The organism is Lentzea aerocolonigenes (genome assembly GCF_000974445.1).
In the GTDB taxonomy this organism is placed as follows: Bacteria; Actinomycetota; Actinomycetes; order Mycobacteriales; family Pseudonocardiaceae; genus Lentzea; species Lentzea aerocolonigenes.
On sequence record NZ_BBOJ01000016.1, the window covers coordinates 252,720 to 264,838 of the forward strand.

Consider the following 12,119-nt stretch of genomic DNA (forward strand, 5'->3'; position numbering starts at 1 on the left):
CCATCGATCGTGGTATTCGAGGTAGAGTTCAGGCCATGTCGAGGTTGCTGCTGGCCTGCGTGTTCGCGCTGATGAGCGTTGTCGGGTTCGCCGCTGGGGCGACCGCGCAAGAGGCCGCGAACGCGCCTGTGCCGGTGGCGCAGCAGACGACCGTGAACCCGGCTCCGAGCGTGAACGCGCCGCAGGAGCCGTCGCCGGAAGAGCGGGCGGAGACCAAGCGCAAGCTGTGGATGGGCGGTATCGCCGTTCTGCTGTTCGTGCTGGTCTACTACCGCAACAAGAAGCGGTGGGCAGCGTGGCGCAAGGAGCGCGCGGCCAAGAAGGGCTGACCGTTCGTCCCAGATGATGGGACGGAATAGTCAAAATTTACCGTGTTTCCCGTCCATTTGCGTCATCGTTGATCGGTCAGACCGAAACTCGCTCGCCGCTTGGCGCAGCGCTGCGACCGGCCAGCCGGTTGATCATCATCAGCGCACGGCGGTCCGAAGGCGGTGATGCAGGATGGTGGCAAATGGGTACCGACTTGAAGATGAGCACACGCTCGGCTGTCGAGCGGTACTCCGGCGCGCTGCTGGACCTCTCGCACTCGATCCACGCCGAGCCTGAGCTGGCCTTCGAGGAGCACCGCAGCGTCGAGAAGATCACCTCCCTGCTCGCCCGCGAGGGTTTCAAGATCGATCGCGGGGTGGCCGACCTCGACACCGCGTTCGTCGCCACGTTCGGCGACGGCGAGCTGGTGCTCGGTCTTTGTGCCGAGTACGACGCGTTGCCCGAGGTCGGGCACGCGTGCGGGCACAACGTCATCGCCGCCGCTTCCGTCGGCACGGCGCTCGCTCTGCGTGACGTCGCTGACCGGCTGGGTGTCACCGTGAAGGTGATCGGCACTCCGGCGGAGGAGGTCGGCGGCGGCAAGGTCCTCATGCTGGAACGCGGCGTGTTCGACGACGTCTCGTTCTCGATGATGGTGCACCCGGCGCCGTACGAGTCGTGCGCCGCGAAGTCGCTGGCCATCACCGACCTCGAGGTGCACTACAAGGGCAGGCCGTCACACGCGGCCGCCGCCCCGCACCTGGGCATCAACGCCGCGGACGCGGTGACCGTCGCGCAGATCTCGATCAGCCTGCTGCGGCAGCACCTCGAGCCCGGCCAGATGGTGACCGGCATCGTCACCAACGGCGGCACCGTGCCGAACGTAATACCCGCTCGCGCATCAGCGATGTTCGATGTGAGGGCGGAGAATCTGGAATCGTTGCAGCGCCTGGAGAACCGGATCCGGGACTGCTTCCAGGCCGGAGCGCTCGCGACCGGCTGCACCCATGAGGTCGAGCAGGTCTCGCCGATCTACGCCGAGCTGACTCCCGATCCGTGGCTGGCGGACGCCTACCGGCGCGCGGCCACCGAGCTGGGACGACGTCCGCTTTCGCCGGAGCAGGAGCAGCGAGAGAAGATCGGCAGCACCGACATGGGCAACGTCACCAGAGTGTTGCCCGCCATCCACCCGACCATTGCCATTGACTGCGGAGACGCGGTGAACCACCAACAAGAGTTCGCGACCGCCTGTGCCTCGGCGTCGGCCGACCGTGCGTTGCTCGATGGAGCACTTGCCATGGCCTGGACGACGATCGCGACAGCCACCGATTCCCAGCAGCGCGCACGGCTGCTGGCCCGCGGAGGTGCGGCATGACGGTTCTGGACTCCCGGCCCTCGGGCTCCTCATCTGTGAAGACGTCCACCGAGATGCTCGTGGACCCCACCGGGGTGAGCATGTCTCCTGTGGATGATCTGGGAGAGGGCCGCGGCCCAGCCTGGCTCGACGACTGGTTGAAGGCGCACGCCTCGGACATCGTCGCCTGGCGCCGGCACATCCACGCCAACCCGGAGCTGTCGCGCCGGGAGTACAACACCACGGAGCTCGTGGCCAAGCTGCTGCGCGAGGTCGGCCTCAAGCCGCGCATCCTCCCCGGCGGCACCGGCCTGATCTGCGACGTCGGCAACGGCCCTCGCTGCGTGGCCCTCCGCGCGGACATGGACGCCCTGCCGCTGCCGGAGAACACCGGCCTGCCGTTCGCGTCCACTGTGGACGGTGTGTCGCACGCGTGCGGCCACGACGCCCACACGACGGTGCTGATCGGCACGGCCCTGGCTCTCGCGTCGGCCACCGAACTGCCCGGCCGCGTCCGCCTGGTCTTCCAGCCGGCCGAGGAGGTCATGCCGGGCGGTGCGCTCGACGTGCTCGCGGCCGGCGGCCTCGACGGCGTGGAGCGGATCTTCGGCCTGCACTGCGACCCGCGCCTGCAGGTCGGCCGCATCGGCACCCGCATCGGCGCCATCACGTCGGCGTCGGACCTGCTGGAGCTGCGGCTGTCCTCGCCGGGCGGCCACACCTCGCGCCCGCACCTGACCGCGGACCTGGTCCACGCGCTCGGCACGGTCATCACCGGCCTGCCGACGATGCTGTCCCGCCGCGTCGATCCGCGCTCCGGCACCGTCCTGGTGTGGGGCGCCGTCCACGCGGGGGAGGCGCCCAACGCCGTGCCGCAGGACGGTCTGCTGCGCGGCACGCTGCGCACCGGCGACCGCGACATCTGGGCCGAGCTGGAGCCGCTGGTCAAGGACCTGGTCACCGGTCTGCTGCTGCCCACGGGCGTCGGCTTCGACCTCCACCACCGCCGCGGCGTGCCGCCGGTGGTGAACGAGCGCGAGTCCACCCAGATCCTGCGCGCCGGCATCGAGGCCGCACTGGGTGACGACGCGCTCGCAGGTACCGAGCAGTCCTCCGGTGGTGAGGACTTCGGCTGGTACCTGGAGCACGTTCCCGGTTCGTTCGCGCGCCTCGGCGTGTGGAACGGCCAGGAGAAGCAGCGCGATCTGCACCAGCCGACGTTCGACCTGGACGAGCGCGCGTTGCTCGTCGGTGTCCGCGTCATGGTGCACACCGCGCTGGCTGCTCTCGCCTAGAGCGGAACCCTCTCGGTCTGAGCCGTGTTGTGGCGCGTGCGGAACGAATGCGCACGCGCCACAGCGCTGTCCGGGTTCACCTTGTCCGCCACGTAGTGCCAGTCGAACCGCACCTCGTCGGCCGTCACCCGCAGCGTCGAGACGCCGTGCGAGTCCAGCTCCACGAACCGCACGTGCGGGTTCAGGGCCTGGATCCCCGCCTCGATCTGCAACGACGCCGTGCGCGGCGGCACCTTCATCAGGTCGTCGAAGTTGGCCGACGTCAGCGACGTGACGACGTACTCGGTGGCCACCGACGCGCCGTTCAGCGGCACGTCGGACGCCCACGAGCTGTGGATGTCGCCGGTCAGGAACACCGTGTTCTTCCGGTCTCCCAACGACCTCAGCACCAGCTCCCGGTCGGCGGGAAAGCCGTCCCACTGGTCGGTGTTCGTCGCGGGGAAGCCCGGCAGCGGCGGGAACGTGATCGGGCTGATCATCACTGAGTTGCCGACGAGCTGCCAGCGGGCGCTGTCCGTGGTGAGGGTGTTGATCAGCCAGTCCCGTTGGGCCGCACCGAGGATCGTGGTGTCGGTGCGGTACGAACGCAGGTCGAGCATGCTCAACGTGGCGAGCTCGCCGAAGCGGAACGTCCGGTCGAGCTTGCCTTCCCTGACCGGCATCCACTCGTGGTAGGCCTGCGTCGCGGCGGCCAAACGCGCGCCCCACGGGCCCTCGGTGGCCGGGTCGTGCTGCGGCGAACCGATGCTGGACGAGTTGTCGGCGCTCTCGTGGTCGTCCCAGGTCGCGATCATCGGGTGGGCCGCGTGCAGGGCCTGGACGTGCCGGTCGGTCTTGTACTGCGCGTGCCGGCGGCGGTAGTCGTCGAGCGTGACGCACCTGTGCGCCGGATCGTGCGGCCGGACCGTGCCGTCGAGGTTCTCGTAGATGTAGTCGCCGAGGTGGATCACGGCGTCGAGGTCCTGGCGGGCCAGGAAGCCGTAGCCGGCGAAGTGCCCGGCCGGCCAGTTCGCGCACGACGCGACGCCGAAGTTCAGCTCGGACCCGCAGCCGGCCGTCTTCGTGCGGCCGACCGGCGACACCACGTCGCCGACGCGGAACCGGTACCAGTAGCGGGTGTTGTCCCGCAGGCCGTGGACCTCCACCTTCACGGTGTGGTCCCTGGCCGCGGAGGTGCGGGTGACGCCGCGCCTCACGATGCGGTGGAAGTCCTCGTCCGCCGCGACTTCCCACCGGATCGCGGACGACGTGACCACACGCGTCCACAGGAGCACGCCGTCCGGTAACGGATCACCGGACGCGACGCCGTGCTCGAACAACGGAGGAGTGGCAGCGCGGGCGGTACCGGTCGAAGCGGCACCGGCCACGGCTGCACCGATCAAGAACGTTCTTCTCTCGACCCCAGACATGCCTCCAGCATGCCCTGAAGATCAGCTCACCGGTTCGGTCAGTTGGGGGCGGGCTTCGGGAGCAGCGGCACGAACGGCGTCCGCGGCCTGGTCGTCCGGCTTGGTCTGCGACGCCCGTTCCGCCTCGACGCGGGCGTTGTAGATCTCGACCTCGCGCTTGATCGCGTCGTCGTCCCAGCCGAGCACCGGCGCGACCAGCCGGGCCACCGCCTCCGCCGAGTCGACGCCGCGGTGGGCGTACTCGATGGAGATGCGGGTGCGGCGCGTCAGCACGTCCTCCAGGTGCATCGCGCCCTCGTGCGAGGCCGCGTACACCGCCTCCACCTGCAGGTAGTCCGGCGACGCGGGGATCGGCTTCAGCAGGTCCGGGTTGTCCGCGGCCAGCGACAGGACCTCGTGCACCAGCGAGCCGTAGCGGTCGAGCAGGTGCCGGACGCGGTACGGGTGCAGCCCGTGCTTGGCCGCGAGCTGGTCCGCCTGGTTCACCAGCGCGTGGTAGCCGTCGGCGCCGACCAGCGGCACCTTGTCCGTGATCGACGGCTGGATCCGGCCGGGCAGGTCGACGTGCGCCGCGTCGACGGCGTCCGCTCCCATCACCCGGTACGTCGTGTACTTGCCGCCCGCGATCGCGACCAGTCCCGGTGCGACACGTGCCACGGCGTGCTCACGGGAAAGCTTCGACGTCGAATCGGATTCGCCCGCCAGCAACGGACGAAGCCCCGCGTAGACGCCCTCGATGTCGTCGTGCGTCAGCGGCGTCGCGAGGACGGAGTTGACGTGTTCGAGGATGTAGTCGATGTCGTGCTTGGTCGCCGCGGGGTGCGCCAGGTCGAGGTTCCAGTCGGTGTCCGTGGTGCCGACGATCCAGTGGTTGCGCCACGGGATCACGAACAGCACGGACTTCTCGGTGCGCAGGATCATCCCGGACTCGGCGACGATCCGGTCGCGCGGCACCACGATGTGCACGCCCTTCGACGCCCGCACCCGGAACCGTCCGCGCGAGCCCGAGAGCCGCTGGAGCTCGTCCGTCCACACACCCGTCGCGTTGATCACCGCGTGTGCCCGGACGTCGACCTCGCGCCCGTCCTCGACGTCCCGCACGCGCACGCCGGACACCCGGTCGGCCTCGCGCAGGAACCCGACGACCTGGGTCGACGTGCGCACCACGGCGCCGTAGTGGGCGGCGGTGCGGCCGACCATCATCGTGTGCCGGGCGTCGTCGGCCTGGGCGTCGTAGTAGCGGATGCCGCCGATCAACGCGTCGCGCTTCAGCGCGGGCACCAGCCGGAGCGCACCGGCTCTGGTCAGGTGCTTCTGCCCCGGCACCGAACGGGCGCCGCCCATCGTGTCGTAGAGGAACAGCCCGGCCGCCGTGTACGGCCGCTCCCACACCCGGTTCGAGAGCGGGTAGAGGAAGCTCACCGGCTTCACCAGGTGCGGCGCGAGTCGCGTCAGCATCAGCTCGCGTTCGCGCAGTGCCTCGCGCACCAGGCCGAACTCCAGTTGCTCCAGGTAGCGCAGGCCGCCGTGGAAGAGCTTGGAGGACCGGCTCGACGTGCCCGAAGCCAGGTCGCGGGCCTCGACGAGCGCGACCCGCAGACCGCGGGTGGCCGCGTCGAGCGCCGCGCCGACGCCGACGACGCCACCGCCGATCACCACGAGGTCGAACGTCTCCGCCCCGAGCCGCTGCCACGACTCCTCGCGTTCGGCGGGACCCAGCCTGCCGGTGATCGGCGGGGCGGAGGGGGTTTGCGGTGCTGCAGCTGCGTTCTTGCGCGTGGCCACGACAGACGCCTCCCTGTGACGACTCGCAGATCACGTTACCTGCACGAACGCGCGTTCGCCCACGGGCGCGGACGCCAGAACCCTTCGGCCTGAAAACGGCCCGACCACAACCACTTGGCATGGACAACTGATCAGCCCGGTAATAGCGTCCGATCACGTTGTAGGCGGGCGGCGCGGCCTGACCTCGGGTTTGCGCGCTCGCCTGTGCCGCAGACGAGTGGAGGTCGGCGAATGAGTGCAGGCTCGATCTTCGTTTGGGAGCTCCTGGGGACAGCGGTCCTCATCCTCCTGGGCACCGGTGTCGTCGCGAACCAGGTGCTCAAGAACACGCTCGGCAACAGCACCGGCTTCCTGTTCGTCAACATCGGCTGGGCCTTCGCGGTCTTCACGGGTGCGAGCATCGCCAACCCGAGCGGGGCTCACCTGAACCCCGCCGTGACGCTCGGACTCGCGATCGCGGACAAGACGCCGTGGGGTGACGTTCCGGTGTACATCGCCGGCCAGATGGTCGGTGCGATCGTCGGTGCGATGCTCTGCTGGGCGACGTACAAGATGCAGTTCGACACGCACGACGAACCGCAGAACACGTTGGGCATCTTCTCCACCGGCCCGACCGTCCCCAGCGTGCCGTGGAACCTGGTTTCCGAGATCATCGGCACGTTCGTGCTCGTCGCGTGGATCCTGCTGTCGCCACCCGCGAAGGCCGCGGCGGGCGGCGTGCCGCAGTTCGGCAACTCGGCGCTCGGCTACGCCGGTGTCGCGTTCGTCGTGCTGGTGATCGGCACGTCCCTCGGTGGCCCGACGGGCTACGCCATCAACCCGGCGCGCGACCTCGGTCCGCGCATCGCCTACGCGTTTCTGATGCCCATCCACAACAAGGGCAACGCCAACTGGGGCTACTCGTGGATCCCCGTCGTCGGACCGCTCGTCGGCGGTGCGCTCGCGGCGTTGCTCTACCTGGTTCTCCCGGTCTGAAAGGACTTCCAGCATGACGCAGTACGTGGCCGCGATCGACCAGGGCACCACGTCGACCCGTTGCATGATCTTCGACCACTCGGGCCGGGTGGTGTCGGTCGACCAGAAGGAGCACGAGCAGATCTTCCCGAAGGCGGGCTGGGTCGAGCACGACCCGATGGAGGTCTGGCAGAACACCCGCCAGGTCGCCGCCGGCGCGCTCGCGAAGGCCGATCTGTCCACTTCGGACATTGCTGCCGTCGGCATCACCAACCAGCGCGAGACGGCGGTGGTGTGGGACAAGAACACCGGCGAGCCCGTCTACAACGCGATCGTGTGGCAGGACACGCGCACCGACAAGATCGTGCAGGAGCTCGGCAACCTGGGTGGCGGGCAGGAGCGCTACCGGGCCAAGGTCGGTCTGCCGCTGGCGACCTACTTCTCCGGCCCCAAGGTCCGCTGGATCCTCGACAACGTCGAAGGCGCGCGCGAACGTGCCGAGGCGGGCGACCTGCTGTTCGGCAACATGGACACGTGGGTGCTGTGGAACATGACGGGCGGCACCGACGGCGGTGTGCACGTCACCGACCCGACGAACGCGTCGCGCACCATGCTGATGGACCTCGACACGCTCGCGTGGGACTCCGGAATCGCTTCCGACATGGGCATTCCGATGTCGATGCTGCCGGAGATCCGGTCGTCGTCGGAGGTGTACGGCCAGGTGCGCGAACGTGGCGCGCTGGCCGGTGTGCCGATCGCCGGCATCCTCGGCGACCAGCAGGCGGCGACGTTCGGCCAGGCCTGCCTGTCGCCCGGTGAGGCCAAGAACACCTACGGCACCGGCAACTTCATGCTGCTCAACACCGGCACGGAGAAGGTGATGAGCGAGAACGGCTTGCTCACCACCGTCTGCTACAAGATCGGCGAGTCCGCCCCGGTGTACGCGCTGGAGGGCTCGATCGCCGTCACCGGCTCGCTGGTGCAGTGGCTGCGCGACAACCTCGGCATGATCGGATCGGCAGCCGAGATCGAGGAGCACGCGCGGTCCGTGGAGGACAACGGCGGCGCGTACTTCGTGCCCGCGTTCTCCGGCCTGTTCGCGCCGTACTGGCGTTCCGACGCCCGCGGCGCGATCGTGGGTCTCACGAGGTTCGTCAACAAGGGCCACCTCGCGCGAGCCGTGCTGGAGGCGACCGCCTTCCAGACGCGGGAGGTCCTCGACGCGATGAACGCGGACTCGGGCGTGAACCTGACGGCGTTGAAGGTCGACGGCGGCATGGTCGTGAACGAGCTGCTGATGCAGTTCCAGGCGGACATCCTCGGCGTGCCGGTGATCCGCCCGGTCGTCGCCGAGACCACCGCGCTCGGTGCCGCCTACGCGGCGGGTCTCGCGGTCGGGTTCTGGAAGTCCGAGGACGACATCCGCGAGAACTGGGCCGAGGACAAGAAGTGGGAGCCGCAGATGGACTCCGCGCGCCGCGACTCCGAGTACGCGAACTGGAAGAAGGCCGTCACGAAGACCTTCGACTGGGTGCAGGACTGAGGCCCATGAGGGTGACCTTCATGGACTTGAGGTCCATGAAGGTCACCCTCATGGAGCGTTAGGCGAAGGGCGCGGCGTGCACGATCACGTTGTCGCGGGTGCCGCACGTGATCAGCCGCAGCCCCTCCTCGTCCGCGTCCCTCGCGACGGCCTCCGCGAAGAAGTCGTCGCGGATGATCCTCTCGGTGCGCCCCACGGTGAAGCGGGCGACCGAACCGTCCTTCTTGGACACTTCGATGGTGTCGCCCTGCTGGAGGTCGTTCAGCCGGTAGAAGACGCCCCTGGCGCTGTTGCTCTCGATCCGGCCGACGATGATCCACTGCTTGGGATGCGTTTGGTGCCAACCGGCCTGCATGCCCTCGCCGGCCGGCGGCATCTGGACGACGCCCTGCGGGTCGAGGCCGAGCGCGACCAGAGACGACCGCACGCCGATCCGCGCGATCCGCAGTTCCATCGGATCGGAGGTGCCGAGCGGCGACACCACCGGCGGCGGAGCGCTTTCGCTCGTCGCCGCCGACGGCTTCGGTGCAGGCGCCTGCGAGCAGGCGGTGGCGAGCGCCACGGTCAGCACCGCGATCAAGACACGAGTCCCCACGAACTCATTGACGCACATCCGGTGGGTCAGTTGCTCGCTCAACCAAGCCGCTGCCGAAATGTGATCATGGGTCTGGTCGGACGTGGAGACGGCCGGCGTCCGGCAACCCGGGCCGCGGTGCCTTCGGACACACGCGAACCCGCCTGTCAGTCGAGGTCGTCGTGCCGCATCAGCTGACGGCCGGACTCGGTGATCGAGCCGGACAGCGACGGGTACACCGAGAACGTCGTCGCCAGGTGCTCGACGGTCAGCTGGTTCTGCACGGCCAGGGCGATCGGCAGGATGAGCTCGCTCGCGTTCGGCGCGACGACCACACCGCCGATGACCACGCCCGTCGCCGGGCGGCAGAACAGCTTCACGAAGCCGCGGCGCAGGCCCTCCATCTTGGCGCGGGGGTTCGTCGCGAGCGGCAGCATGATCGTGCGCGCGGGCACCTCGCCCGAGTCGATCGCCTGCTGGCTGATGCCGACGCTCGCGATCTCCGGGTTGGTGAAGACGTTCGCGGCGACGGTCTTGAGCTTGATCGGGCTGACGCCCTCGCCCAGTGCGTGCCACATCGCGATGCGGCCCTGCATGGCGGCCACGGACGCGAGCAGCAGGACACCGGTGCAGTCGCCGGCCGCGTAGACGCCGCTGACGTTGGTCCGGCTGACCCGGTCGACCGGGATGTACCCGCCGCGCCCGAGCTCGATGCCGATCTTCTCGAGGCCGATGTCGGTGGTGTTGGGCACCGAACCGACGGTCATCAGGGCGTGTGACGCCTCGATCGTGCGACCGTCTTCCAGGTGGATCAGGACGCCGTCGCCGGTGTTCTCGACCTTGTCCGCGCGGGCGTGCTTGACGACGGCCGTGCCGCGCTCGGCGAACACGTCCTCCAGCACCGCGGCCGCGTCGGCGTCCTCGTGGGGGAGCACCCGGTCCCGGCTGGAGACCATCGTCACCTTCACGCCCATCTCGGTGTAGGCGCTGGCGAACTCGACACCGGTGACGCCGGAGCCGATGACCGCGAGGTGTTCGGGCAGCTCAGGAAGGTCGTAGATCTGCCGCCAGGTCAGCACGCGCTTGCCGTCGGGCTCGGCGCCCTGCAACACGCGCGGGGTGGCGCCCGTTGCGATGAGCACCACATCGGCGTTGAGGATCTCCTCGTCGCCGTTCGCGCTGATGGCGACGACCTGGTGCTGCGCGAGCCCGCGCGAGTCGTCCGCGAACTTCGCACGGCCGTTGATCAGCCGCACGCCCTCGCGCTGCAGACGCGCCCGGACGTCCGCGGACTGCGCGAGCGCGAGGCCCTTCACCCGTCCGTGGACCACCGGCAGGTCGACCGCGGCGTGCTCGTTGTTGGTCTGAATGCCCAGCTCACCGGCGTTGCGGAAGGCGCTGCGGGCCCCCGCCGACGCGATGAAGGTCTTGGACGGCACGCAGTCGTACAAAACGCACGCGCCACCTGCCCCGTCGTTCTCCACCACGGTCACGTCGGCGCCGTGCTGCGCCGCGACCAGGGCTGCCTCGTAACCTGCGGGTCCGCCGCCCATGATGACGATGCGGGTCACGATCAGTTCCCTTCTGCGTGCTTGCTGGCCGGCACAACCGTACGCGTTGCCCGAATCGACCGTGTCGTCAGTACCGAAAGCTGATCGTTGGGTCGCTACGCTGTCGGACGTGCCGCTCTATGCCGCGTACGGGTCGAACATGGATCCGAACCAGATGATGGAGCGAGCCCCGTACTCCCCGCTCGCGGGGACCGGCTGGCTCGTCGGTTGGCGTCTGACGTTCGGTGGCGAGGACCTCGGCTGGGAAGGCGCCCTCGCGACCATCGTCGAGGAGCCTGGTTCCCAGACGTTCTGCGTGCTCTACGACGTCTCGCCCCGCGACGAGTCGCGGCTCGACCGGTGGGAGGGCGCGCTCGGTCTCTACAAGAAGATCCGGTTGCGCGTGCAGACACTCGAGGGGTCCGTGGTGGCCTGGCTGTACGTGCTGGACGCCTACGAGGGCGGGCTGCCGTCCGCCCGGTACATCGGCGTGGTGGCCGACGCGGCGGAGGCGGCGGGAGCGCCGGACGACTACGTGAACGACCTGCGCACGCGGCCCTGCCAGGGCATCGGCCCCTGATCAGCCCATAACGCCCCCGCTGCTGTTTTGGCGCGAAAAGCACGTTCGGGCCCAGGCGGGTTCTAGCGGTTGTTGCAACGCCTGAGTTGTTCAGGGGTTGCTCGTGTTCGATGTTCGACCGGACCGCAGGCCGCAGGGGCGCAAGAAGTTGGCGGCCGAGCGCCGACGCTACTTTGATCTTGTGAATAGTGGGGTCGGCACCAACGAGGCCTGCCGGATCGTGGGCATCAACTACGCCACCGGCTACAAGTGGCGACGCGCCGCCGGTAGCCGGCCGGGGCCGGTGACACAGGCCGTGTCACCGGCCCCGGCCATGCCCGGCGCCTCAGCTGGTGAATCATCGCGGTACCTGACCCTCGCGGACCGGCTGGTGATCGCGGATCTGGTGCGGCTCAAGCGATCCCAGGCCGAGATCGCGCGAGAACTGGGCCGCCCGCGCAGCACGATCAGCCGGGAGATCCGCCGCAACAGCCACCCGCTGACCGGTGACTACCGGCCCTACGCCGCCCAGGACCGCGCCGACGCCCGCCGCCCACGCCCGAAAACCGGCAAGATCGCCGCCAGCCCCCACCTGCGCGCGGCGGTGCAGACGCTGCTCGACGACAAGTACAGCCCCGAGCAGATCAGCCGGCGCCTGCGCCGCGACCACCCCGATCAGCCGGAGCTGCACGTGACCCACGAAACCATCTACCAGGCCATCTACCTGCAAGCCCGCGGCGAACTCCGCCGCGAGGTCGCGTCCGCGTTGCGCACCGGCCGCACGGTC

General features: G+C 69.2%; 11 protein-coding genes. 7 read left to right on the forward strand and 4 right to left on the reverse strand.

Annotated features, from left to right (window positions below; all coding sequences use genetic code 11):
• Window positions 1-35: 35 nt before the first annotated feature.
• The 3 genes from AOM45_RS30225 (at window position 36) to AOM45_RS30235 (ending at window position 2,958) form a co-directional block, all read left to right on the forward strand.
• Window positions 36-329 carry a hypothetical protein gene (locus AOM45_RS30225; protein WP_030470714.1) on the forward strand — a complete coding sequence of 98 codons (294 nt, stop codon included), beginning with the start codon at window positions 36-38 and terminating at the stop codon, window positions 327-329.
• A 182-nt stretch (window positions 330-511) separates the two neighbouring features.
• A complete protein-coding gene (locus AOM45_RS30230) occupies window positions 512-1,684 on the forward strand; it encodes a M20 family metallopeptidase (RefSeq protein ID WP_063757132.1) in 1,173 nt (390 codons plus the stop codon).
• Window positions 1,681-2,958, forward strand: coding sequence for a M20 family metallopeptidase (locus AOM45_RS30235; protein WP_030470712.1), 1,278 nt, complete (start codon window positions 1,681-1,683; stop codon window positions 2,956-2,958). Before AOM45_RS30230 ends, AOM45_RS30235 begins: the two co-directional genes overlap by 4 nt.
• Here the strand turns inward: AOM45_RS30235 and AOM45_RS30240 are convergent.
• A complete protein-coding gene (locus tag AOM45_RS30240) occupies window positions 2,955-4,340 on the reverse strand; it encodes an alkaline phosphatase D family protein (protein ID WP_236703883.1) in 1,386 nt (461 codons plus the stop codon). The two genes, AOM45_RS30235 and AOM45_RS30240, sit on opposite strands and share 4 nt — an antisense overlap.
• Before the next feature lie 48 nt (window positions 4,341-4,388).
• The gene (locus AOM45_RS30245; RefSeq protein WP_030470710.1) at window positions 4,389-6,098 is read right to left on the reverse strand and encodes a glycerol-3-phosphate dehydrogenase/oxidase; all 1,710 of its coding nucleotides are present in this window, start codon (window positions 6,096-6,098) and stop codon (window positions 4,389-4,391) included.
• A 285-nt stretch (window positions 6,099-6,383) separates the two neighbouring features.
• Between AOM45_RS30245 and AOM45_RS30250 the strand changes: the two genes are divergently transcribed.
• Complete coding sequence (locus tag AOM45_RS30250) at window positions 6,384-7,127, forward strand: MIP/aquaporin family protein (RefSeq protein WP_030470709.1); 744 nt, start codon at window positions 6,384-6,386, stop codon at window positions 7,125-7,127.
• 13 nt (window positions 7,128-7,140) lie between these two features.
• Window positions 7,141-8,649 carry a glycerol kinase GlpK gene (glpK, locus tag AOM45_RS30255; RefSeq protein WP_030470708.1) on the forward strand — a complete coding sequence of 503 codons (1,509 nt, stop codon included), beginning with the start codon at window positions 7,141-7,143 and terminating at the stop codon, window positions 8,647-8,649.
• Window positions 8,650-8,707: 58 nt separating this feature from the next.
• On the opposite strand, the gene AOM45_RS30260 is transcribed toward glpK, so the two are convergent.
• Window positions 8,708-9,244 (reverse strand): sortase domain-containing protein, encoded by a 537-nt coding sequence (locus AOM45_RS30260; protein ID WP_162185717.1) that lies wholly within the window; start codon window positions 9,242-9,244, stop codon window positions 8,708-8,710.
• A 146-nt stretch (window positions 9,245-9,390) separates the two neighbouring features.
• The gene (locus AOM45_RS30265) at window positions 9,391-10,794 is read right to left on the reverse strand and encodes an NAD(P)H-quinone dehydrogenase (RefSeq protein WP_030470706.1); all 1,404 of its coding nucleotides are present in this window, start codon (window positions 10,792-10,794) and stop codon (window positions 9,391-9,393) included.
• A gap of 109 nt (window positions 10,795-10,903) precedes the next feature.
• Between AOM45_RS30265 and AOM45_RS30270 the strand changes: the two genes are divergently transcribed.
• Window positions 10,904-11,353 (forward strand): gamma-glutamylcyclotransferase family protein, encoded by a 450-nt coding sequence (locus AOM45_RS30270; protein WP_030470705.1) that lies wholly within the window; start codon window positions 10,904-10,906, stop codon window positions 11,351-11,353.
• A 181-nt stretch (window positions 11,354-11,534) separates the two neighbouring features.
• The coding region (locus tag AOM45_RS30275) for a helix-turn-helix domain-containing protein (protein ID WP_156249749.1) at window positions 11,535-12,119 on the forward strand (585 nt) is incomplete at its 3' end.

What these genes read in the sequence shown, in the direction of transcription:
- AOM45_RS30235 (WP_030470712.1), top strand. Translation starts at nt 1,681, where the DNA reads ATGACGGTTCTGGACTCCCGGCCCTCGGGCTCCTCATCTGTGAAGACG.
- AOM45_RS30250 (WP_030470709.1), top strand. Translation starts at nt 6,384, where the DNA reads ATGAGTGCAGGCTCGATCTTCGTTTGGGAGCTCCTGGGGACAGCGGTC.
- AOM45_RS30230 (WP_063757132.1), top strand. Translation starts at nt 512, where the DNA reads ATGGGTACCGACTTGAAGATGAGCACACGCTCGGCTGTCGAGCGGTAC.
- AOM45_RS30225 (WP_030470714.1), top strand. Translation starts at nt 36, where the DNA reads ATGTCGAGGTTGCTGCTGGCCTGCGTGTTCGCGCTGATGAGCGTTGTC.
- glpK (WP_030470708.1), top strand. Translation starts at nt 7,141, where the DNA reads ATGACGCAGTACGTGGCCGCGATCGACCAGGGCACCACGTCGACCCGT.